Source organism: Fibrobacter sp. UWB7 (assembly GCF_900142945.1).
GTDB lineage: Bacteria > Fibrobacterota > Fibrobacteria > Fibrobacterales > Fibrobacteraceae > Fibrobacter.
Map to the genome: position 1 here is coordinate 509344 of NZ_FRCO01000002.1, position 22867 is coordinate 532210.

The following is a 22867-nucleotide window of genomic DNA, read 5'->3' on the forward strand; positions in this document are numbered from 1 at the left end:
TGCCGACTGATAACTGCGGCGAAGCCGCTAGAAGCCCTTGCGTTCCAGGTCGAGCAAAAGCGCCTGGAGAGATTCTTCGACCGAAGCACGGAAGCTATTCGATCCAAGGCTGCAACTTGCAACGACTTCGTTACCAGAAGAAATTCGAATGACATCAAAGCCATTTTCGGATGTAAAGCAGACAGTCAAACCTTTATTCAGAGCTTTTTCGAGTAAATCGCGCATAGCGACTCCTTTAATGAGGTGATCAAAAAACTTGGGTTGGCGCACCAACAAACTTAAACTAGGCTTTTTTACCCCAAAAAACAAGCAAATAATTTTGTTTTTCCATAAATTCTTTGTATTTTAAAGGTATAGGGGGCTATTATGTTCGATTTTCACATTCATTTAGCACGATTACCCCAAAAAAAGCAGCTCACGCAGTTGCTTTTAGACCGTAATTATGACTTTATTGCGGTTTCTTGTGAACCCTGGGAATGGGAAGAAGTCTCGCAACTGAAAAAAGAGTTTTCGACCGAAATCAAGCCTTTTAAAGTGACCTACGGAATCCACCCGATGATTGCAACACAGGTTTCTAGCGAAACGTTAGCCCAACTGCGCACCCGTTTAGAAGAAGATCCGTTTGCCATGGTCGGCGAAGCGGGTATCGACAAGCGCTATCCGGGTTACAACGACGGCACCCAAGACCAGATTTTTTTGGCGCAAGCCGGACTTGCATTGGAACTCAAGCGGGATTTGCAAATCCACTGCGTTGGCGACTACATGCACGTGTTGAAACTTTTGGAAGAGGCGGGGTTTGAGTCCGTGGCTCAAACCGATAGAGCCACAAGCGCGCCGTCACGAGAAGCGCCACGCCCGATATTCCACCGTTTTGGCGGGGATGCAAATTTTGTGAGAAAAGCCCTCCCCTATGGAGCGCTCTTTTCCCTGCACGAGGATAGTTTCCGCAAAAAATCAACCGCAGCCGCTATCAAGCTCATTCCTGAAAGCAACGTATTCTTCGAGACTGATGCCGATGAATCATTCCTTGAGCCTGCGGAGCTTCTTGAAGAACTTGAAGGCCGTCTGGAATCAGTTCGGCTCGCCTACGCCAAGAGCCTTGAGTAAAGGATCCGCCGACCTGATGGTCGCCGCCTGCACTTGAATATTTGCAAACGCTCGGAACACTTCGAGCGTTTTTTTTGCCATTTCCACGGGAGTCCCGCGCCCGACCTCGAACACAGCCTGTAACGGCGACATTCCCAAATAACGCATACTGCATGTGCAAAGGCTGCTGATTTCGCCAAGCACACGCGGGTCCGGCGACGGCGTTTCTGCAAATGTCGCAACAATGACACCCTTGCGGAGCGCAAGCCCCTGGATGCGCAAACGACCTGCCAAAAGTCCAAGTTCGGTCACGAGCAAAAGCATCTTTGCCGGTGTTGGCACAGGGCCAAAGCGGTCCTGGAGTTCGCTTTCGATATTCTGCACATCCGCCTGCGACGTGATGCGGGCAATGCGCTGGTACAGCGAGATTCTCGTAAGGCCATCTTCCACGTAATCTTCGGGGAGGTAAGCATCCACGCCGATTTCCACACGCGGCTGTATCGGCTTTTCAAGAGCACCGCCGCGGAGCATTTCCACCGCTTCACGCACCAAACGCACATACGTTTCAAAGCCGACTTCGGCAATAAAGCCGTGCTGTTCCTGACCAAGCAAGTTCCCTGCACCGCGAATTTCAAGGTCGCGCATGGCAAGCTGGTAGCCGCTGCCGAGGTCGGTAAACTGTTCCAAAGCCTTGAGGCGGCGCATGGATTCTTGCGAGATTTCGCCACGCTGCGGAATGACGAGGAACGCCTTTGCCAAGACGCTGCTGCGGCCCACACGTCCACGCATCTGGTAAAGCTGGCTAATGCCAAAGTGGTGCGCGTTCATGATAATAATCGTGTTCGCGTTCGGCACATCCAAGCCCGATTCGATAATGCTTGTGCTCACGAGAATATCGAACTTGCGCGAAAGAAAAGCGTCCATCACACGTTCAAGCTCGTGATCTTCCATCTGACCATGGGCCACAGCGACTTTCGCTTCGGGAGCCATCGCTTCGATATCTTCGGCAAGCTTCGTAATCGTTTGCACGCGATCGTTCACCACAAACACCTGGCCACCGCGAGCAAGTTCATCGAGAATCGCATTCTTCAAGACTTCGTCATCGCGCTGCATCAGCTTTGTTTCCACCGGCAAACGGTTAATCGGCGGCGTGTTGATAAGCGAAATATCGCGAACGCCCGTCATGCTCAAGTGCAGCGAACGCGGAATCGGCGTTGCACTCATGCTGAGCGTATCGACAGCAAGGCGGAGCTGGCGCAATTTTTCTTTTTGCTTCACGCCAAACTTTTGCTCTTCGTCGATAATCAAAAGACCGAGGTCCTTGAACTCGCTCTTGTTCGACAAAAGTGCATGCGTTCCGATGACGATGTTCACGGAACCTTCCGCAATCTGCTTAAAGATTTCCTTCTTTTCCTTGGCACTCTTGTATCGGTTCATCAAGGCGATGTTGACCGGATAAGCGGCAAAGCGTTCGCAGAAATTTTCGTAATGTTGTGCCGCAAGAATCGTTGTCGGCACAAGAATCGCCACCTGCTTGTTGGAGGCCACACACTTGAACGCCGCACGCATGGCAACTTCCGTCTTTCCAAAGCCCACGTCACCGCAAATGAGGCGGTCCATCGGGCGGTGACTTTCCATATCGCGTTTGATGTCGGCCGTAGCACGGAGCTGGTCTGGCGTCGGATCGTATTCGAACGATTCCTCGAATTCCTTCTGCATGTTGCCATCGGGCGGGAATCCGAAACCTTCAACGAGTTCGCGTTTCGCATAAAGTTCCACGAGATCGCGCGCAATCTTGATGACCTTTTCCTTGACGCGCTTCTTGATGTTTTCCCAAGTCTTGCTGCCGAGGCGATCGAGCTTTGTTTCCACATCGTCCGAGCGGTCGAGGCGTTCGATCTTTTGCAAATCCGACACGGGGAACTTCAAGCGGTCGCCGCCCTCGTATTCGAGCAAGGCGCAATCGACCATACCGCCGTTGACTTCTACACGGACAAGCCCCAAGTAGCGGCCAATGCCGTGGTCTTCGTGCGCCACCAGGTCTCCGCGATTGAGCGATTCCACCATCAACGCATTCGTCACCGAGCCCGCAATCTTGTGCTTACGAGCCTTGTTCGCATGGCGGTTTAGAATTCTCGATTCCGTGAGAAACGCCACATTATCGTCTTCGAGCCAAAAGCCTTCGCTCAAGTTTCCGATAAAATAATCTTCGACCGGCAAGCCATCAAAAATTTCACGCAAGCGGTTCACGCCGCCAAGCGTCTGAGCCATCACATAAACGCGACCGCCCTTGTCGTAAAATTCCTCGATTTCTTTGGCAACTGCATCCGTGCCGTTCGAGGTAAAATCTTGCGGACGCATGTGCATTTCGTGCCAGTTGCCGTCATCCACCTTGACACGAGTCATATCCAGCGACGCGCGGCCTACGAACAAACGCGAAAGCTCTCCAATTTTGAACCACAAATCCGCAGGGGCCGCAATTCCAGCATCAGCTACGCGAGCTTCGTCATAAGCGCCTCGGAACGCGCCATACATCTTCGAAGCAGTTTCCGAAAGCAACGAAAGTTCTTCAAAGACAAGCGATGCACGCGGCATGTAATCCAAGAGGCTCGCCACCAAACGCTGGTGATTCGGTCGATGCCACCACAGCGATTCTTTGGAACATTCCTCGCCCGCCATCACCGATTCTGGCACCGTAAATTCACCCATCGGGAAGAACTCGATATGCGTCATCTGCTCTAGCGAACGCTGCGAGAAAATATCGAATGCACGGATGGATTCAATCTCGTCGCCGTAAAATTCAATACGAATCGGGTGTGGATAAAGCAAGCAGTTCACATCGACAATGCTCCCGCGAATCGAAAACTCGCCTACCCCGCTTACCATCGGCTGTTCTACAAAACCATGATCAAGGAACCACGGGCGCAAAGACGAAGGCTCCAGCTGGTCGCCAACGCGGAGCGTACGCACCTGACGCATAATTTCGCCCGGTTCCGGGAGTTTCATCAAAAACGCATCAAGCGGACAAACGACAACGAACGGCTTTTCGGTATGCGAAACATCGCGGAAGAACTTCAAGCGTTCTTCAAGCACGCCCTCGAACGGTACCTTGATTTCGTAAGGCTTCAAACCAAGTGACGGAAAGAACCTAACGAACTCCTCGCCCACCATGCTTTCCAGGTTTTCGACCCAGACTTCGGCACTGCGGTAATCCTTAGCCACAACGAGAATGTTTTGCGGGCTTTTCAAGAACCGGTTCGCCACCATCATCGATGCAAGCGGAACCGATGCACCATTGACGTGAATGGCCTCGTTATCAGCATTTTCAAAAAGCGAAATCGCAGGGAACGAATTTTCTTGAAGGAATTCCGAAATGGTAAGCATAGAGGGAAATGTAGAAAAAATCTCCCTTTTCCTCGCCACGCTTTACAATTCTTGAAATATTGAGCTATCTTTATAGCGTCAAAAAGCAAAGAGGTTTTTGGCACGCACGACGCAACTTCGCCTTGAAGACGCCACACGTGCAAACATTATGAAAAAAATAATTGTCGTGAACACGCCAAAGAATTGGAAGTTCCACATTCCCGAAGCCGAAATTGTCTCGGCAAAAGACTACCTTACTAATCCAGAATTTACAACCCAGAAAAACGTTCGCGTTTTCAACTTGTGCAAAGACTACAGCTACCAAAGCAAGGGCTATTATGTAAGCCTGCTTGCCGAAGCGCGCGGGCACAAGGTCATCCCGAACGTCAAGAACATCCGCGACTTTAAGGCCCCGGCAGTCGTGAAAATCATCAGCGATGAAATCGATGAACTGATCCAGAAGAGCCTGCACAAGCTGACCGGCACAGAATTCGTGCTTTCCATTTACTTTGGGCAAAACGTCAGTGCGCAATACCTAGAACTTTCGCAAGCACTTTACCGCGTTTTCCAGGCACCGCTTCTGCGTGCAAAATTTGTTTTCAAGCAAAAATGGTTCATCCAGTCCATCCGCCCGATTAGCGTTGACGAAATTCCCGAAACGCACAAGGAAATGGTTGACCAGTTCGCCATCGAATACTTCCAGAAAGACCGCTACGTCTCCCCCAAGACGGAAGATTACGTGTACGACCTCGGCATTTTAACGAACCCCGATGAAGTGGAACCGCCGAGCAACAAGGAAGCCATCCAATTGTTCATTGAAGCCGCGCAAGATACGGGTTTCCGTGTGGAAATGATTACCAAGACGGACTACCACCGAGTCGGTGAATTTGATGCAATCTTCATTCGCGAAACGACAAACGTCAACCACCACACATACGCATTTGCACGCCGTGCCCAGAGCGAAGGCATCGCTGTCATTGACGATCCCGATAGCATTTTACGTTGTTCCAACAAAGTTTATTTGCAAGAACTGATGACTGTCGGTAAGATTCCCTCCCCGAAGACGATTATTGCCCACAGCGAAAACCGCCACACGCTGGCCAAGGAAATCGGATTCCCGATGGTCATCAAGACACCGGATTCCAGCTTCAGCATGGGCGTCAAAAAGGCTAACAATAAAGAAGAACTTGAAAAAATTCTCGACACAATGTTCGAGCACAGCGACTTGCTCATCGCTCAGGAATTTACGCCCACGGAATTTGACTGGAGAATCGGCATTCTCGACGGAAAGCCGCTCTTTGCCTGCAAATACTACATGGCAAAGGACCACTGGCAAATTTACAACTGGGATAGCAAAGACAAAAACGCTGTTTGTGGCAAGTGGGATTGCCTCCCGATTGAAAGCGTCCCGCACGGCATAGTGAAAACGGCTCTCCGCGTCGCAAGCCTTATCGGTAACGGGCTTTACGGCGTGGACCTCAAGGAAATCAACGGTCACCCGGTCGTAATTGAAGTAAACGACAACCCAAGTATTGACCACGGTATCGAAGACCAAGTTGGCAAAAAGAAGATTTATCTTGCCATCATGAGGAGCCTGCGCCACCGCATCGAAGACCGCCAAAATGCAGCACAGCAGAAAGTGCTTCAACACGAAAGGGATATGTTTTTATAGGGGGCAATCATGAGCAACTACAAACTTTGGGAACGCTTCGGCGTCGAAATGGAATTCATGATTGTCGATCGCGACACGCTCAACGTGCTGCCTCGCGCCGATGTCCCGCTCGGAAAAGATAAAGACGGCAATCAACTTTCGGACATTGAATACGACGATATCGGACTTTCGAACGAGCTCGTAAGCCATGTGCTGGAATTCAAGTGCGCTCACCCCAAGTCTACATTCGACGGGCTTGGCAAGCGATTCTTCCACGAAATCCGCCGTGCAAACAAGAAACTCGAAAAAATCAATGCCATGCTTTTGCCGAGCGCCTGCCATCCGTTCATGGACCCGGCAGAGATGCAACTCTGGCCGTACGATTGCCTCGACATTTACCAAACTTACGACCGCATTTTCAACTGCAAAGGCCACGGCTGGGCAAACTTGCAAAGCACGCACCTGAATCTTTCTTTTGATGGTGACGAAGAATTTGGCGAGCTTCACGCAGCAATTCGCTTGCTGTTGCCGCTGATTCCCGCCATTGCCGCAAGCAGCCCGTATCTCGACGGCAAATACACCGGCTATCGCGACGCCCGAATCAACGTCTATCGCCACAATCAGGACAAAGTCCCTGAAATCACAGGCCAAGTCATCCCGGAACAAGCGTACAGCTACGATGAATACAACAAGATGATTTTTGACAAAGTCAAGAAGGCTATCGCGCCTTACGATACCGAACACTTGCTCAATCATTTCTTCTTGAACAGCCGTGGTGCCATCGCCCGCTTTGACCGCGGAGCGATTGAAATCCGCCTCGTCGATATTCAGGAATGTCCGAATGCCGACATCGCCATTGTAGAGCTAGAAATAGCAACACTTAAGGCGATTGTGAATGGCAAGTTCGCGGCATCTCGCGAAAACGCATCCGAAGCCGCCTCCGCCGCAAATTCCGTGCCGCACACGCTTAAGGAATACCGCGAATTCTTGCGCAACTTCGACACAACTCGCCTTGCCGAACTCCTCGCCAAGACCACGAAGGATGCTGAAAACGCGACCATCAATTGGCAAGAATACCTCTCCGTATTTGGCATGGATTCCGCGGTTTCCGCGGGCGACATCTGGAAGCACATCTATAGCGTTGTAAAAAACGACCTCACCGAAGTCTCGCAAAGCTTTATGGAGAAAATGCTCGAACGTGGAACGCTCTCCAGCGCCCTCTACAAAGCACTCGGCGACGCCCCCACCCACGAAGCATTTGTCACCGAATACAAAAAATTAGCCGATTGCCTTGCACACAACCGGCTCTATGGAATTAGCGAATAAAACCGCTTACAATCCCAAGTCTTTTCGAGCTACCTGGAAATTCATTTCCAGGTATTTTAAATTTGCATCTTCAGCCATCAAATGCTCAAAATCGAGAATCGGGAACAGCACGTACGGTTTGACGCGAGCATCCACCGCCGCCAATTTCTCCGGAGTATCGGCACCAAAATAATACTTTGCAAACACGTCCCAGCACTTGTGCATCATCGCCGCATTCATGTAGTGGGCAGCCAGCAAATAATCATCCGGCAGATAATGGCAGAAATAGAAATAGCAACCTAAATCGAAAAGCGGGTTACCGCAGGCAAACTCGCCCAAATCGATAAAGTACGCGCCATTGTCATTGACAATTAAGTTGCCCGTCTGCATATCGCCATGAACGCAACGAGAAACCTTTGGCGTTTCCTTAATGAGGTTACGCGCAAATTCCTTGACATTCTCAGGGAACATCTTGGATTGTTCGAGCAATCGCGAATACTTTTCCTCAGCATCTTGGAACGTGCCAGGAATGCACGACGTGGAATGCAGCTTTTTGCAATGTTCCGCAAAAACTTTAATGTATTCCTCAAGATGTTCTGGATTTTCGCCCACGCATTTCGAAATCGAACGCTTCCCCACGATGCGTTCGTAAATCAGGCCCAAACGACCATCCTGTTCGACAATATCGCCCACATGCGGCGTCGGGATTCCAAGTGAAACCACTTTCCGGCAAATATCCTGCTCACGGAGCAATTCCTCCTTCGTCGAGCAAAACCCCGGAAAACCCAATTTCAGCATCCATTTGCCATCCGGACTATTGTAGTTCTCGGAATTGTGACGATTGCTGAACATCGTCCATTGTGATAAGTCAATTTTCTCCATAATGGTAAAATACACCATTTTATTGGAGAAATCACAAAAAAAATCGCTTTTTTCAAAAGTGAACAAAATCACACCGTGATGGAATTCACATTAAAAAACACGCAAAACTAAATATATTTTCGTCATCCAAAAAGGAAAGGAGGGTGTATATGGAACCGCATAATCGCAGTAACGAAGGCGATGATTATATTCCGCCATTCAAGCCGTAACATCATTTAGTTACAATGCAAAAAACGAGCCCGCAAGGACTCGTTTTTTTTCATTTCATAATTCGCGACATTCGACTTTTGCTTTTTTAATGTTAGACAATATAGAAGCGATCAGGTCAGCGCCAACGCTCAGACCGTATTTTGCAGCGTTTGGATGTCTTATTTCACTCTTCAAGGCGAATATTAAATTGATCTGCACACGAACGAAGATTCTGTACAAAATGCTCAGACAAATTAAAATCGCCAACAATCTGAGGTTTTATAGCAACAGCAATATCATTTTCAAAAACAAAGCCAAAGCCGTCTGACGGAATACTTACAGACGTACTCGATAAATCAATCTTGCCTGTAATAGGATTCCTTTCAGGCTCTTTCTTTTTTATTATTCTTTCAAAATTCAAATACAATGACGAACTTTGGAATTCATCACTTATAACATATTCATCAAAGAATCCCTCAATACCAATCATTGCATATTTACGCTCCACATCATAATAAATCAATCCAACAATTGCTTTTTGTTCATTTTCAAAAACGCATCTGGAAATATCATCTATCAATGACTTGTTTTGATTGTACAATTTAATCCATTCTGCAAAACGATCATCCTGCGCAATTACATTACTTTTTGATGTTTGGAACTGATTACCTTTTTTAGAGTTCAAGGAACTTGAATTTGTTAGAGTGCAACCATAAAGCAGAAATATAAATATTGAACAAAAAATCAAGTTTTTCACCATTGAATCCTCTGACGAAATGTTTTATAATCAAAATACTTATATTCGGACAAAAACACAAGCAAAAAAATACCCCATGACAACATGGGGTAAATTCACTAATTTTCCTAGAAACGAGCTGAATTAAACCTTCAACTCTCCAGCATCTATATTGCTCCAGTCGGGAACCTTTTCGATTGCCGGGCGGACTTCTTCAGTCACGAACTTCACGACCTGACCAGGAGCGCGACCCACGAACTTGCGGAGGTCGAGGATTTCCTTGAGCTTTTCTTCGGTGATGCCGAGCTTCTGGAACTTTTCGTTCTTCAAGACGCGTTCGAGCAAGTCGTTGTCCTTGCCCTGTTCCTTCACGACCTTGCCCGCTTCCATACTCATCACGCGGATTTCTTCGTGGAGTTCCTGACGGTCGCCGCCATTCTTCACGCCTTCCATGATGATGTTTTCGGTAGCCATGAACGGGAGTTCAGCCATGATGCGCTTTTCAATGACCTTCGGATAAACAACGAGACCGTTGGTAACATTTTCTGCGATGATAAGCATGGCATCCATAGCGAGGAATGCTTCAGGAATTGCCAAGCGCTTGTTTGCACTGTCATCGAGCGTACGTTCGAACCACTGCGTTGCCTGCGTGAAGGCGGTGCTGTTGACCTGAGCCATCACGAAACGAGCGAGAGAGCAAATGCGTTCGCTGCGCATCGGATTACGTTTGTAAGCCATGGCGCTGGAACCGATCTGGGTCTTTTCGAACGGTTCTTCGACTTCCTTGACGCCCTGCATGAGACGCATGTCAGTCGCGAACTTGTGCAAACTCTGAGCGATGGAGCTGAGCACCTGGTTCACGCGGTTGTCCCACTTGCGGGTGTAGGTCTGACCGGTGATGGTGAGCACGCGCTTGAAGCCAGCCTTGGCAGTCACGCGGCGGTCGAGTTCCATAATCTTTTCTTCGTCGCCATTGAACAGGTCCATGAAGCTAGCCTGCGTACCGGTCGTGCCCTTCACGCCGCGGAACGGAAGCACTTCGATGAGGAAGTTCAATTCTTCGAGGTCGATGAGCATGTCCTGGAGCCAGAGGCAAGCGCGCTTACCCACGGTCGTGAGCTGGGCAGCCTGGAAGTGCGTTGCACCGAGCTGGGCCATGTCCTTGTATTCCATCGCAAACTTGGAAAGCTTGTCCATCACGCGGCAAAGACGCTTGCGCACGAGAATCATGGCCTGCTGCATCTGGATAAGGTCGGTGTTGTCGCCCACGAATGCAGACGTTGCACCGAGGTGGATGATGCCCTTAGCCTTCGGGCACTGCACGCCGTAAGCGTAAACGTGGCTCATCACGTCGTGACGGCGGCGCTTTTCTTCTTCTTCGGCGACTTCGAAGTTGATGTCCTTTTCGTGAGACTTCAGTTCGTCCACCTGTTCCTGCGTAATCGGAAGACCGAGTTCCATTTCGGATTCGGCGAGGTAAATCCACAGCTTGCGCCAAGTCTGGAACTTGTACTGCGGGCTGAAGATGAAACTCATTTCCTTGCTAGCATAACGCTTGATAAGCGGGCTTTCGAATTGATCACGCATGATTCTATCCTTTTTTAAGTTTTACAAAGGCAAAGATAAAAATTTGCAGAACACATTAAAAGGGGCATTTTTCTTACCGAACGTATTTCACCGCAATCCGCCCCTGTGGTTTTCGGTAAACTTCGGGGATTTCGTCGCCCAAGCTTTTCAAGAATTTCACCATCGCTTCATCATCGGTCATCACCTTATCCATAATGATTTCACTTTCGCGGAAGGCTGTAATTTCACCGCCTTCGTATGCCACATAAGATGACAATCCGACCGTATATAAAGCCTCCTCGTCAATAGCGACAAAGCCTTTATCAGTCTCTACCTGCACATTTTCAATGCGTACTTGCGCAGCTCCGCCACCATTTTTCGTATCAACGACAGCCGTATAGCGGAGTCCCGAAACTTGCAAGAATCCGCCGGATTCCTCAGGCAATTTCGAAGCTCCTTGAGCAAGCGCCTCCTTGATCTGACGCCCGGTTGCACGAATCAAGCACATGCCATTCCCAAAAGGCATTATGTTCAGAATGTCTTGATATTTCACTGCGCCCATAGGAACTGTTACGCGGACACTTCCGCCATTTTCAATCCCAATTTGCGCTCCCACCGCAAAACGCATAGCATCTGCCGCCAAGTCGCCCAAGTTTGTTTCGCCCTTGCGAACCAAACGCTTTCCGTCATCGCCATTGATTGTCAATTCAAATTTCGTATTCGAGACAACTTTCTGCAAATCGGCGGCAGTCAAAGCAAGCAAGCTATCGTGTACCGCAGCGACCTTTTTGTTCACAGTAACGACGCCATCCAGCGGAATCAACCGAGAGTGGAATTTCCCATTGCGAGTAATATCTAGCACCCCGACATTCTGGAATTTCGTTCCCGTCTGCGAAACAAGAACGCTGTCGCCATTGGCGTTTGCAATAAACTCTTCGCCAACAACGCTATGCGAATGCCCGTCCAACACAGCGTTTATCCCCATCGTTTTCTGAACAACTTCAACAGAACTCACCGGTGGCACAAGCCCCAAATGCGAAAGCAAAATCACGTAATCTGCGCCTGCTTTACGCGCATCATCAACCGCCGACTGCACGAGATTGAAAATTTTCTCCGAAGGAATATCATACAAAGTCTTTAGCGATTCATCCGTAAACGCGTAAGCCTCCCCCACTAAAGTTTGCGGTGTCAGCACTCCGACAAATGCAATTTTTTTTGTGCCAATCTGCTTTAAAACGTAGGGCTTAAACAGCGGCGTCAAAGTTCCTTTCTGCACAAGGTTCGCACAAACGATTGCTGCGTTCATGGAGTCCGAAAGTTCCATCAAGCGCGGAATTTTATAATCAAACTCATGATTTCCGAGAGTAACAACGTCATACCCGACAGCATTCATGAGCGAAACAACATAACCGCCGCGAGAGATACTCCCCATCGCTCCGCCCTGCAAGAAATCGCCGGACGAAACCGTCAAAACATCAGCTGTATCAGCAATCGCATCGCGAAGACCTGCAAATTTTGCATAGCCATCCATTTGGCAATGAACATCATTTTCGTAAACGACAACGATGCTCCGGGGTGAAGCCAAAGCATTCGAACGACCTTCAACTTGAGGCTGTTTCCCTGAACAAGAAAATACGCCAAAAACAACCAAAGGCAACAAGTACTTTAGCTTATTCATAACCCCTCTATAATTGCAGTTTTTGCCTGTATTAAAGCTTTTCGGCAAATTCACTCATCGGCTTGCGCACGTCATGACGAGGTGACGGCACACCGTTCTGCGGGTCGGCATAGCCAATGTCCAAAAGGCAAGCGAGCTTGATGTTTTCCGGGAAACCGAATTCATGTTCAATGTGAGCAGCATTGAAACCGCGTGCCCAGAGCGTTGCAAGTCCGAGGTCGGTCGCCTGCATCATCATCGAAGTTGCAATAATGCTCGAATCCATAATGCCACTTTTGAAATTGTCCATGTAGGTCGTCGGAGTGTAGACCTTGTTGTCGTCGTAGCAGACCATCAGCACCACAGGAGCGTTATACGCCATGCGCGTGATGCCACGAATCTTCTTGAGCGCGGCCGGCGATTGGAGAACCTTGATAAACACAGGTTGTCCATTCACAGCTGTCGGTGCGATACGTCCCGATTCCAAAATTTGCATGAGTTTTTCGGGTTCAACTTCTTTTTCGCTAAAAGCACGGCAACTAAAACGATTTCTGGCCAATTCAATAAATGACATAAGTACTCCTTTCCTTTTTCTGTATATCTATAAAAACAATATACCTCTGTCAACAATGTTTATAGAAAGCATTCCTCTTAGCAATTATATTAAAATATTTCCAAAAATATCTCGACAAAAGACCACTTCACGAACGATAATAAAACGAGGTGCGTCAAAATTCTATAATATTCTTACGAAAAAAGGATATATTCCATTAGGTAAAATAAGGAATTAAACAATGGCAACAAAAAAGACCGGAGAAAAAGTCGTCGCAAAAGACAAAGAGCATCTAAAAAAATTGATTGAAGACTCCATAAAAGAAAAAGGTATTAATTGCAATCTCAATTTCATCGATGTTTCTAACATAACAGACATGTGTTGGTTATTTCATTCATCGGAATTTAACGGAGACATCAGCAAGTGGGACGTGTCTAACGTGACCAACATGAGCTACATGTTCGATGAATCTCAATTCAACGGCGATATCAGCAAATGGGACGTGTCTAACGTGACCAACATGAGCTACATGTTCACAAGTTCTCAATTCAACGGCGACATCAGCAACTGGAACGTGTCTAACGTGACCAACATGAGCTACATGTTCGCAGGTTCTCAATTCAACGGCGACATCAGCAACTGGAACGTGTCTAACGTGACCAACATGAGCAACATGTTCACTGATTCGCAATTCAACGGCGACATCAGCAACTGGAACGTGTCTAACGTGACCGACATGAGTTTCATGTTCGAAGCCGGCAAGAATTTCATGTTCGGACGATCTCAATTCAACGGCAACATCAGCAACTGGGACGTGTCTAACGTGACCAACATGAGTTTCATGTTCGGACGATCTCAATTCAACGGCGACATCAGCAACTGGGACGTATCAAAAGTCACAAACATGCAAGGAATGTTTGCTGAATCTATATTCAACGGCGACATCAGCAACTGGAACGTGTCTAACGTGACCGACATGGACTACATGTTCGCACGTTCTCAATTCAACGGTGACATCAGCAAGTGGGATGTTTCAAAAGTAAAAAACAAGAAGGTCATTTTCAGTGATTCTTTGCTTGAAAAAAGCGATAACCTTCCCAAAGGGGTCTCTAAAAGCAAGAATGCATCACAAAAAAAGCCATCCACAAAAAAGCCCGAAAACTTGTTTATGTTGAATACAATCACCATGAGCGATGCTCAAATCAAAAAATTCAACAGCATCTATAATGAAAAAAACATTCCTGAAATTTTTGGCAAAAAAGGTGCTGCATTAAACAAAATTTTAAGTGGAAAAACAACATTCAAAACAGCTAAAACACCGCCAATCGAAGTCTATAAAGATATGGCAGAAAAGGGTCTTGAATTCAACATCCACTGGGAAGGCACAGAATTTACAGAACTCGAATCTTGGGGTGTCGGCAACGGCAATGCAAAAGGCGGAAATTTCTGGTATTGCATAGACTTTAACGAAACTAGAGCAAAATTCTTAGAAGATTACGACCAAGATTGGAATCCTCAATCTAGTGAATTTGTAAAGCACATGGACGAATATGGCAACAACTGCGAAATCAAAAAATTCCAAGTTGTAGTCCATGGCGATAGCCAGCAAAAAATTTTCGCGTTGCCCGTCAAAAAATTGCTTGAACCAAACAAAAGCACAGAAAAAGGACTCGTTATTTTCAAAATTCCTTATTATTTGGAAGGCAACTACGATTCCGCAGGTCGCAGTTGCAAAGATTTTAGCGACAACCTTCGTTGCACATCCAAAGACAGCAAAAAAGAACTTTACCTTTTGGATAAAAAAGGACAGAAAATCAAAAGCATCCTCGACTTTGAGCATAGCGAACCAGATAAAAACGGTGATGTCTATTATCCTGTTCCAACAAGCGATTTTGAAAAGAAATCCAAGAACAAAACACTCACCCAAGAAGCAATTGCTAAGTGGAAAAAACTGTTGGGCATGAAGTAAACACCACATTGAATAACAAGCAAAGAAAATAAAAATGAATGAAGAAAATAATATCAAACAATGTATTGAAGACTTTCTCAAAAAAAATTTAAACACCGAGTATATCTACAACGAATTTTCGTTGCAGTTTGAGCTTGGAATATTCTTAAGGAACAACGGATTCAATGTTTATTTTGAAAAGAACGTTATGGCCGAATTCGGCAAAGAATATTCTAAAGATTTCATAAAAAAAGAAATGGATCTTTACGTAATCGGCAAAGATAATGAAAAATACGCTATTGAGTTAAAATATCCTACAAATGGAGCATACCCAAAACGAATGTTTCAATTTTTAGCAGATATTCAGTTTATGGAATCTGTAAAAAAGAATCTTTCTTTCACCAAGACTTTTTGTCTAGCTCTAATAAATACAGACAGAAAAGGCGGACCATTTATGGTGATTGGCAAAAAAAATACCAATGACGAACTAAAACCGATTTATTCTCTTTTCCGATCATCAGAGAATTCTTATAATAACAGCGACCAATTTTTTGCACAACAGCCGATCCATGGAAAAATCAATAATCCAATAAATTCAAAAAAATCAACTGAACCACCATTTGTAAAAATTGAAGGATCTTACAATATCAAATGGAATAAGGCAAACGAAAATTTTTGGTATTATCTGCTTGAAATATAACCCATGCTCTCATCCCCCCACACCTCAATCATCGCCCGCGACCGCGATCACCTAGAACAACTAATCAAAGAAGCCATCGAAAAAGATGGTCCAAATTGCGATTTGAACTTTATTGACGTATCCAACATAACGGATATGTCAGGATTGTTCAGTAGATTTAGCTTTTTCAACAATGAGTTTCATAAATTCAACGGCGACATCAGCAAATGGGATGTATCCAATGTCAAACGCATGGACGGCATGTTCTTTGAATCCGTATTCAATGGCGATATAAGCAAGTGGAATGTATCAAATGTCCAAGATATGCATTCCATGTTTATCGAATCCCTGTTCAACGGAGACATTAGTAACTGGAACGTTTCCAATGTCAAAGACATGCATTCCATGTTCGCTGAATCGCAATTCAATGGCGATATAAGCAAGTGGAATGTGTCCAATGTCGAATACATGTATTCCATGTTCTGCAATAGCCCTTTCAATGGCGATATCAGCAAATGGAACGTATCCAAAGTCAAAAACATGAACAGCATGTTCGCCGGATCCAAGTTCAATGGCGACATCAGTAACTGGGACGTTTCCCATGTGAAAGATATGAACGGCATGTTCGAATGTTCAGAATTCAAAGGAGACATCAGCAAGTGGGAAACAGAACGTTTGCTAGACCTCCACGGAATGTTCCGCGATTCTGAATTTGAAAAATCAGGGAAAGCAAAAGAGTGGCTCAACAAAATTTATCCGCTCATGCTCGAAAACGCAACCGATTTCGATGGTCACGTTACCGCGTTGAACCGCGAACATCTGCTCAATTTAATCGAGGCTTCAATGTGGTTGCATGGTCCAAATTGCGACTTGAACTTTATCGACACATCCAATGTAACAGTGATGGACGAGTTGTTCTATGGCTCTCCGTTTAACGGCGATATCAGCAAATGGGATGTATCCAAAGTGAATTCAATGTACTCCATGTTCACAAATTCTCATTTCTCTGGAGACATCAGTAATTGGAACGTCTCAAAAGTGAAATGCATGTACGACATGTTTGAAGGTTCAGCACTCGAAAAACTCGGCAAAATTCCCAAGTGGTATGACGAATCGTTGATTTAGGCACCTACGGTGTCCGAATAACGGTACAATTTTTCATTTAAAAATTCTTCATTAAACGAACAAAACATAAAAATCTAAGTTCTAAGTTCTAAGCTCTAATTACTATATTTACGCACATGAAGAATTTTTACGTTACAACCCCAATTTATTATGTAAATGATGCCCCGCATATCGGGCATTCCTACACGACCGTTCTCGCAGATATCCTTACCCGCTTCCACAAGATCATCGGCTACCAGACATTCTTCTTGACCGGTACCGACGAACATGGCCAGAAGGTGCAGCGCGCTGCCGCCAAGCGTAACGTGACTCCGCAGGAACACGTGGACGAATACTACCACCGCTTCGAAGACCTCTGGAAGAAGATGAACATCCAGAACGACTTCTTCATCCGCACCACGATGCCGGAACACAAGGCATTTGTGCAGGAATGTTTGCAGAAGCTCTGGGACAAGGGTGAAATTTACTCGAAGGAATACGAAGGCTGGTACTCCGTTGGCGAAGAACGCTTCTTCAGCGAAGATGAACTCGACGAAAACAAGTGCGACCCGATCAGCCACCGCCCGGTGGAATGGCTCAAGGAAAAGAATTACTTCTTCAAGATGAGCGCCTACCAGCAGAAGTTGATTGACTTCTTGGAAAGCCACAAGGACTGGATTGTGCCGGACTACCGCTGGAACGAAATCCGCGGGTTCCTCCGCCAGCCGCTGAACGACCTCTGCATCAGCCGTCCGAAGATCCGCCTCAGCTGGGGCATTCCTCTGCCGTTCGACCCGGACTACGTGACTTACGTCTGGTTTGACGCTCTCCTGAACTACGTGAGCGCATCCACCGCCTTCCACAAGACTTATGCAGACGGCACTCCGATTTGGCCTGCCTCTTACCACCTCATTGGTAAGGACATTCTGACGACCCATAGCGTCTATTGGCCGACCATGCTCATGGCTCTCGACATTCCGCTCCCGCAGCACATCCTCGCCCACGGCTGGTGGCTCGTGAACGGCGGCGAAAAGATGAGCAAGTCCGCAGGCAACGTCGTGAACCCGATGGACTACATGGAAAAGTACGGCATCGACGCCTTCCGCTACTTCCTCGCTCGTGAAATGGTTGTCGGTCAGGACGCGAACTTCACGCATGAAGGCTTTGTCCGCCGCATCAACAGCGACCTCGCCAACGACCTCGGTAACGTTTTGAACCGCGTCCACCGCTTGGTGCTCACGAACTTCGGTGGCGTACTCCCGGCTCCGAACGCTCTCGATGATGCCGCAAACGAAGTGATTACAATTGCAAACCGTGTCCGCACGAACGTGATGGAATGGGTTCCGCAGGTCAAGCTCTCCCAGGTCGTCGAAGAAATCATGACGCTCGTCCGTAGCATCAACCGCTACCTCGAAATCAAGGCTCCGTGGAAGCTCGCCAAGGACGAATCCAAGAAGGACGAACTTGCAACGGTGCTTTACATTTCTGCTGAAGCCGTGCGTCTCTCGCTCAGCATGCTCTGGCCGGTCATCCCGGGCAAGAGCGAAGAAGGTCTCGCCATGATCGGTAGCAAGTTCACCGACCAGAACGACCTCGTGTGGGGCATCCTCAAGGGTGGTGAAAAGTTCGGCGAAGGCAAGCCGCTCTTCCCGCGTATCGAAGAAGAAGTCAAGAAGGCAGAACCGCAGCAGTCCAAGCCGAAGCAGAACAAGCCGCTTATGGCAGCAGATGTTCCGGCCGCTATGGACCTCCGTGTTGCACAAATTAAGGAAGTTGCCGACCATCCGGACGCAAGTAGCTTGTACGTACTCAAGGTCAATGCAGGCGAAGGCGAACTCCGCACGATTTGCAGTGGCCTTAAGAGCAGCTACCAGGCAAACGAACTCCAGGACCGCAAGATTCTCTTGTTCGCAAACTTAAAGCCGAGCGCCCTCCGTGGCATCATGAGCCAGGGCATGCTCTTTGCAGGCGACCTCGAACCGGAAACGCACAAGTGCAGACTCGTGAGCGTCCCGGAAGATGCAAAGCCGGGTGACCGCGCTTTGTTCAAGGGTGTTGCTCCGAGCGAACCGCGCGAGCTCAAGGTCAAGGACTTCGAAAAGATTGCTCTCACCGCAAAGGGTGGCGCTGTGTTCTGTGACGCGCTCGCTCTCGAAGTGAACGGCAAGCCTGTGACCTGCGACGTCGCTGACGGCGCTGGGATACACTAGTTAATAGAAAGAACGAAAGAGAGCCTGCCAAACGGCGGGTTCTTTTTTGTATATTGAACTACATGAAAGAAAAAATTCAGAAGATTTATCAAGACGGACTCGTCTATCTCAAATCCTTAAATTGGATTGTCCTGCTCGGCATTGCCGCATTCAGCATCGCACTTGCCATCATCAACAACATCCGCGTCGATGACGCCAAATCCGTCGATTGGATTGGCACTCAAGATGTCCTCGAAAAGCCGGCAGACATTCTTTAAGGAGTTCCCATGATTGCATGTTTTGAAAAAGAAAATCTCAAGAAGACCATTATCGCGGGCATTCTCCTTCTCGTAGCAACATTCTTCGTGACCGTTGGCGTTGCCGAAATCAGCTTCCCCGAAACGATTCTCACGTTCACCGACCAGGAATGGCTCCTCGACATTTGGCCGAAGGCATACCGCTACAACATCCACGTTGGCGTTGGCGCAATCGTTCTCGCTTGCGCACTCATCTTCCCCGCCATCAAAATTCAAAAGGATTTCGCCATCCGCGCACTTGAAACGCTTTGCCGCATCGGCATTGGAGGCATGTTCATTTTCGCCTCGATTTTCAAGATTCAGGACCCGCACCAGTTTGCAACGCTCGTTGCGCAGTACCAGTTTTTCTCGGCATTGCACCTCGACTTCGTGAACAATTTCTTTGCGCTCGTGTACCCGCAATTTGAATTCTGGTTCGGGCTTGCCATGATTGTCTCGCCGTTCGTCCGCGAATCTGCATTTGCGATTTTCTGGATGTTCGTAAGTTTCATCATCGCACTCGCCTGGGCGCTGTGGAATGATCTCGGCATCACTTGCGGTTGCTTTGAACTCGAAGGCGCACAGGATAAGGCAGAAGCCTGGACTAGCCTCATCCGTGACCTCATCCTCATTTGGCCGACTCTATGGCTTGCCTTCCGCAAGAACAAGAGCATCATCGGCATCTGGAAAAAAGACAAGGACGTTCAGTAATGCAGTTGTGGCAAAAGACCCCGTCTATCCTTAGCATTATCTTTGGAACCGCACTCGCCTGCTCGGCGCACCCGGTCGACATGCCACACCACGTTACCCTAGCGGATTCGGCACACTCCAAAGAGCTGAACATCAACGTCCAGCTCCTGGATTCTCTTGCCATTACGAATTTCAGCAAGGCGAAAACGCATTACGACAATTCCACGTCCATACGCCTTTTCGCAAGCGGTAAATTTACCGACGCGTTCCTGTTTGACACCCGTGTCAAAGTCAACACGGACTACACAAACCGTTACATCAATTTCAATTACTACAATCCCGACGAAGGACTCCCCTACAATAAGCAGAGCGAACACAAACGCACTTGGGACCTCTTCGCCGCAAACGTGAGCTACAACCTTGAGCCGGTCAAGCTCCTCGCCGGATTTGACTTTTTGGAATGGGGCCCAGCCCGCCGTAACCACGTGATTTTACGCGGAGAACGCAATTTTTACCGTCCTTGGCAAGACAGCTCCAGCCGCATTCCCGATGCTGCCCCGACTCCTTATTTTGGCTACCAGTTCACGTTAGGCCCTATTGAATACACGCAATATGCTGCCAAACTTTTCGAGAAGAAGAACTTTGGCAAGTATTTCCATGCGCATCGCCTGAACTTGAACCTTCCAAAAGAAATCACGCTTGGCATTTCAGAAACATCGCTTTACGGCACTACTACTGAAGCAGCGGGCTCAAACCCGAATCCCGATAGCGATAGCACCGGCCGTGAATTTGAATGGGCATACGTCCTCCCGTTCATCCCTTACGTTTTTCAGGAACACCTGCAGGGCGATCAGGACAACATCTCGCTCGCGTTTGACTTGAGCGTGAAAACTCTCCCGAATTGGGAATTTTACGCTGAACTTTTGTGGGACGATATGAAGTCCCCGACGAGCATGTTTGACGACAGCTGGTGGGGCAACAAATGGGCGACAACGCTCGGCGTTGCTCGCGACAACATTGAAATCGGTCCTGTGAATCTCGACTGGATGTTCGAATACACGCGCATTGAACCCTGGGTCTACACACACCACAAAGGGAAAGCTTACACATACGCAAGCTATGCCAAAAGCCTCGGCAGCGACCTCGGCCCGAATAGCCAAGAAGTCCATACCGAAGTGACCGCCACATACAACTTTATCAAGGCAACGCTCTTCTTTGGCGCTGTAGCCAAGGACACCGCTTTCGGCGGGAATATCAATGATTTGCACACGCCCGAAAGCGCTATGGACAAAAAGTTTCTAAACGAAGAGACTACAATTCGCTACAAAGAACTTGGATTGACATTGTGCTTGACTCCGTGGGAATGGTTCAGCTTTAGAACAAGCTACACAAGATTCTTCGGAGACTTTAAAGGCTACCGCACTTATGCCGTCGGTAGCCTCCAGTGGTGATGTTTTTGTCATGCCCGCCTTGAGCGGGCATCTCCATCTTAAAACATCTTTTTCAACTCTTCCTCGTCAGTGGCGGCGAGGACTTTTTCTTTCCATTCGGGGTCAAGCAAGCGCTTAGCCACATTCGCAATCGTAACCGTATGCGCCATTGCCGATTCCGCCGGAGAGAGAAGCACGCACATAAATTGCGCCTTCTCGTCATTACGAGTTTTAATCCCCGTAATACCTTCACGGGCGACGACAAAAGCCATCAGCGGTTCCTTCAAACCAGGAACGCGCGTATGCGGGAGCAAAAGTCCCTGCCCCATATAAATGCCCTGAGCCACACGCTCAGAAAGCCCTTTCCATGTCGACAAGGCGTCGAACGGATAAGGACTTTTCACAAGCGCGTCATAAGCGTAACCCAAAGCACGATTGAACTCCACAGGCTGCGCGTAAATACGCGTATAGATGAGAGCCATTACTGGAGAGCCCAATCCATGAACTTGAACACTTCAGGATCTGTAGCCTTGGCGATCTGCTTGAATTCGCCAAACAGCACACGGAGCTGAGCCTTGCCCGGTTCAATGTACTGTTCGAACTTTTCAATCTTCTTCACCTTGGAGAGGAAGCAGTAAGCACCGAGAGCCTGCATCAAGCGCTGCAAGCTAGCATGCACAAAGCCTTCCCAGGCATCGTCCTTCGTATAAATTCTTGTACCGCGGTACTGGCTGCGCCAATATTCAAAGAAGTCCTTGATCATCGGAAGCGGCAAGCTCACGTACGGATCCCACAAAAGCGATGCGATATCATAGAACATGGAACCACGACGAGCGCCCTGGAAATCGACAAATGCGACTTCGGAATTCGGGCGGATCATGATGTTCTGGCTCTGGAAATCGCGATGCATCAAGACCTTCGTCTGAGCTTCGACGGAGACGGCCACAAGCGAATAGAAATTGCGGACCGATTCCGGAATTTCCGTAATGCCCTTGTAGAGCTTGAGGTAATTCTCGGTAAAGTAATCGGATTCCCACTTGAGGGCGGCAAAGTCAAAGCGGCGGAGCCAAATTTCGGTGTGATGGCTGAACAGCTGATGGCTTGCATTCTGCCACTGGATAAGCGCATCAATCACTTCCGGGTACAGAATACGCGCACTGCCCGAAAGAACCTTCGTGCCATTCGGGAAAGCTTCGTCCAAGAGGCTGCGTTTGCCCAAGTCTTCTTGCAACACCTGGCAAGCTTCTTCGTCGACGCAATAAACGCGCGGGACCGGCAAGCCGTATTCCCTGAACGTCTTGGAATACTCGACAAAGTGCTTGAAATCTTCATTCACTTCGGCACTTACCTGCAAGACGCTTTTACGTTCATCGCTAGCGATACGGAAATAACGCCTTCCAGAGCCTGCACCGGCAATGGGAGTCACAGTAAAGTTTTCAGTATAACCATGAGTCAAGAGATACTCATGAATACTCGGAGAAATTTTAATAATATCGTTTTGCATGCTTTTAATATACAATAAGAAAGAGGAAAATGACAAAGA

General features: G+C 47.9%; 19 protein-coding genes. 10 read left to right on the forward strand and 9 right to left on the reverse strand.

What is annotated here, in order from left to right:
* Window positions 1–27: 27 nt before the first annotated feature.
* On the reverse strand, window positions 28–225 hold the full coding sequence (locus BUC30_RS07590; RefSeq protein WP_014544972.1) for a hypothetical protein: 198 nt from the start codon (window positions 223–225) through the stop codon (window positions 28–30).
* Between the two features lie 141 nt (window positions 226–366).
* On the opposite strand from BUC30_RS07590, the gene BUC30_RS07595 reads away from it, so the two are divergent.
* Entirely contained in the window at window positions 367–1107 is a 741-nt protein-coding gene (locus BUC30_RS07595; protein ID WP_073424276.1) for a TatD family hydrolase, read from the forward strand.
* Here BUC30_RS07595 and mfd read toward each other — a convergent pair.
* Window positions 1072–4470: a transcription-repair coupling factor gene (mfd, locus tag BUC30_RS07600; RefSeq protein WP_073424277.1), complete on the reverse strand. Its 3399-nt coding sequence runs from the start codon at window positions 4468–4470 to the stop codon at window positions 1072–1074. The two genes, BUC30_RS07595 and mfd, sit on opposite strands and share 36 nt — an antisense overlap.
* Window positions 4471–4618: 148 nt before the next feature.
* Between mfd and BUC30_RS07605 the strand changes: the two genes are divergently transcribed.
* Both BUC30_RS07605 and BUC30_RS07610 read left to right on the forward strand, forming a co-directional pair.
* Window positions 4619–6121, forward strand: coding sequence for a RimK family protein (locus tag BUC30_RS07605; RefSeq protein ID WP_073424699.1), 1503 nt, complete (start codon window positions 4619–4621; stop codon window positions 6119–6121).
* A 9-nt stretch (window positions 6122–6130) separates the two neighbouring features.
* Window positions 6131–7426 carry a carboxylate-amine ligase gene (locus tag BUC30_RS07610; protein ID WP_073424278.1) on the forward strand — a complete coding sequence of 432 codons (1296 nt, stop codon included), beginning with the start codon at window positions 6131–6133 and terminating at the stop codon, window positions 7424–7426.
* Window positions 7427–7432: 6 nt separating this feature from the next.
* Here BUC30_RS07610 and BUC30_RS07615 read toward each other — a convergent pair whose 3' ends face one another.
* The 5 genes from BUC30_RS07615 to BUC30_RS07635 all read right to left on the reverse strand — a co-directional run bounded on the left by BUC30_RS07615 (window position 7433) and on the right by BUC30_RS07635 (window position 13009).
* Complete coding sequence (locus tag BUC30_RS07615) at window positions 7433–8305, reverse strand: TIGR02172 family protein (protein WP_280168757.1); 873 nt, start codon at window positions 8303–8305, stop codon at window positions 7433–7435.
* A gap of 355 nt (window positions 8306–8660) precedes the next feature.
* A complete protein-coding gene (locus BUC30_RS07620; RefSeq protein WP_073424280.1) occupies window positions 8661–9236 on the reverse strand; it encodes a hypothetical protein in 576 nt (191 codons plus the stop codon).
* 120 nt (window positions 9237–9356) lie between these two features.
* Entirely contained in the window at window positions 9357–10799 is a 1443-nt protein-coding gene (purB, locus tag BUC30_RS07625) for an adenylosuccinate lyase (protein ID WP_073424281.1), read from the reverse strand.
* Window positions 10800–10872: 73 nt separating this feature from the next.
* Window positions 10873–12456, reverse strand: coding sequence for a bifunctional metallophosphatase/5'-nucleotidase (locus BUC30_RS07630; protein ID WP_073424282.1), 1584 nt, complete (start codon window positions 12454–12456; stop codon window positions 10873–10875).
* Between the two features lie 31 nt (window positions 12457–12487).
* On the reverse strand, window positions 12488–13009 hold the full coding sequence (locus BUC30_RS07635) for a nitroreductase family protein (RefSeq protein ID WP_073424283.1): 522 nt from the start codon (window positions 13007–13009) through the stop codon (window positions 12488–12490).
* A 220-nt stretch (window positions 13010–13229) separates the two neighbouring features.
* Here BUC30_RS07635 and BUC30_RS07640 point away from each other — a divergent pair, with 220 nt between their 5' ends.
* From BUC30_RS07640 to BUC30_RS07670, 7 genes are all read left to right on the forward strand, one after another.
* Window positions 13230–14957: a BspA family leucine-rich repeat surface protein gene (locus BUC30_RS07640; RefSeq protein WP_073424284.1), complete on the forward strand. Its 1728-nt coding sequence runs from the start codon at window positions 13230–13232 to the stop codon at window positions 14955–14957.
* Between the two features lie 34 nt (window positions 14958–14991).
* Window positions 14992–15636 (forward strand): hypothetical protein, encoded by a 645-nt coding sequence (locus BUC30_RS07645; protein WP_073424285.1) that lies wholly within the window; start codon window positions 14992–14994, stop codon window positions 15634–15636.
* A 3-nt stretch (window positions 15637–15639) separates the two neighbouring features.
* A complete protein-coding gene (locus tag BUC30_RS07650) occupies window positions 15640–16740 on the forward strand; it encodes a BspA family leucine-rich repeat surface protein (RefSeq protein ID WP_073424286.1) in 1101 nt (366 codons plus the stop codon).
* Between the two features lie 116 nt (window positions 16741–16856).
* Entirely contained in the window at window positions 16857–18929 is a 2073-nt protein-coding gene (gene metG, locus BUC30_RS07655) for a methionine--tRNA ligase (protein ID WP_073424287.1), read from the forward strand.
* A gap of 62 nt (window positions 18930–18991) precedes the next feature.
* Window positions 18992–19186, forward strand: coding sequence for a hypothetical protein (locus BUC30_RS07660; protein ID WP_073424288.1), 195 nt, complete (start codon window positions 18992–18994; stop codon window positions 19184–19186).
* A gap of 9 nt (window positions 19187–19195) precedes the next feature.
* A complete protein-coding gene (locus BUC30_RS07665; RefSeq protein WP_073424289.1) occupies window positions 19196–19915 on the forward strand; it encodes a MauE/DoxX family redox-associated membrane protein in 720 nt (239 codons plus the stop codon).
* Window positions 19915–21345, forward strand: a complete 1431-nt coding sequence (locus BUC30_RS07670) for a hypothetical protein (RefSeq protein ID WP_073424290.1) — start codon at window positions 19915–19917, stop codon at window positions 21343–21345. The genes BUC30_RS07665 and BUC30_RS07670 overlap by 1 nt, the downstream gene beginning before the upstream one ends.
* A gap of 38 nt (window positions 21346–21383) precedes the next feature.
* On the opposite strand, the gene BUC30_RS07675 is transcribed toward BUC30_RS07670, so the two are convergent.
* Window positions 21384–21806 (reverse strand): PTS sugar transporter subunit IIA, encoded by a 423-nt coding sequence (locus BUC30_RS07675; protein ID WP_073424291.1) that lies wholly within the window; start codon window positions 21804–21806, stop codon window positions 21384–21386.
* On the reverse strand, window positions 21806–22828 hold the full coding sequence (locus BUC30_RS07680) for an aminoglycoside phosphotransferase family protein (protein ID WP_073424292.1): 1023 nt from the start codon (window positions 22826–22828) through the stop codon (window positions 21806–21808). The genes BUC30_RS07675 and BUC30_RS07680 overlap by 1 nt, the downstream gene beginning before the upstream one ends.
* Between the last annotated feature and the right edge of the window lie 39 nt (window positions 22829–22867).

Bases quoted from the DNA above. Each gene is read 5' to 3' on its own strand.
- BUC30_RS07605 (WP_073424699.1), top strand. From the start codon at position 4,619: ATGAAAAAAATAATTGTCGTGAACACGCCAAAGAATTGGAAGTTCCAC.
- BUC30_RS07620 (WP_073424280.1), bottom strand. From the start codon at position 9,236: ATGGTGAAAAACTTGATTTTTTGTTCAATATTTATATTTCTGCTTTAT.
- BUC30_RS07630 (WP_073424282.1), bottom strand. From the start codon at position 12,456: ATGAATAAGCTAAAGTACTTGTTGCCTTTGGTTGTTTTTGGCGTATTT.
- BUC30_RS07650 (WP_073424286.1), top strand. From the start codon at position 15,640: ATGCTCTCATCCCCCCACACCTCAATCATCGCCCGCGACCGCGATCAC.
- BUC30_RS07680 (WP_073424292.1), bottom strand. From the start codon at position 22,828: ATGCAAAACGATATTATTAAAATTTCTCCGAGTATTCATGAGTATCTC.
- BUC30_RS07645 (WP_073424285.1), top strand. From the start codon at position 14,992: ATGAATGAAGAAAATAATATCAAACAATGTATTGAAGACTTTCTCAAA.
- BUC30_RS07590 (WP_014544972.1), bottom strand. From the start codon at position 225: ATGCGCGATTTACTCGAAAAAGCTCTGAATAAAGGTTTGACTGTCTGC.
- metG (WP_073424287.1), top strand. From the start codon at position 16,857: ATGAAGAATTTTTACGTTACAACCCCAATTTATTATGTAAATGATGCC.
- BUC30_RS07660 (WP_073424288.1), top strand. From the start codon at position 18,992: ATGAAAGAAAAAATTCAGAAGATTTATCAAGACGGACTCGTCTATCTC.
- purB (WP_073424281.1), bottom strand. From the start codon at position 10,799: ATGCGTGATCAATTCGAAAGCCCGCTTATCAAGCGTTATGCTAGCAAG.
- BUC30_RS07665 (WP_073424289.1), top strand. From the start codon at position 19,196: ATGATTGCATGTTTTGAAAAAGAAAATCTCAAGAAGACCATTATCGCG.
- BUC30_RS07675 (WP_073424291.1), bottom strand. From the start codon at position 21,806: ATGGCTCTCATCTATACGCGTATTTACGCGCAGCCTGTGGAGTTCAAT.
- BUC30_RS07670 (WP_073424290.1), top strand. From the start codon at position 19,915: ATGCAGTTGTGGCAAAAGACCCCGTCTATCCTTAGCATTATCTTTGGA.
- BUC30_RS07635 (WP_073424283.1), bottom strand. From the start codon at position 13,009: ATGTCATTTATTGAATTGGCCAGAAATCGTTTTAGTTGCCGTGCTTTT.
- BUC30_RS07640 (WP_073424284.1), top strand. From the start codon at position 13,230: ATGGCAACAAAAAAGACCGGAGAAAAAGTCGTCGCAAAAGACAAAGAG.
- BUC30_RS07610 (WP_073424278.1), top strand. From the start codon at position 6,131: ATGAGCAACTACAAACTTTGGGAACGCTTCGGCGTCGAAATGGAATTC.
- BUC30_RS07615 (WP_280168757.1), bottom strand. From the start codon at position 8,305: ATGGTGTATTTTACCATTATGGAGAAAATTGACTTATCACAATGGACG.
- mfd (WP_073424277.1), bottom strand. From the start codon at position 4,470: ATGCTTACCATTTCGGAATTCCTTCAAGAAAATTCGTTCCCTGCGATT.
- BUC30_RS07595 (WP_073424276.1), top strand. From the start codon at position 367: ATGTTCGATTTTCACATTCATTTAGCACGATTACCCCAAAAAAAGCAG.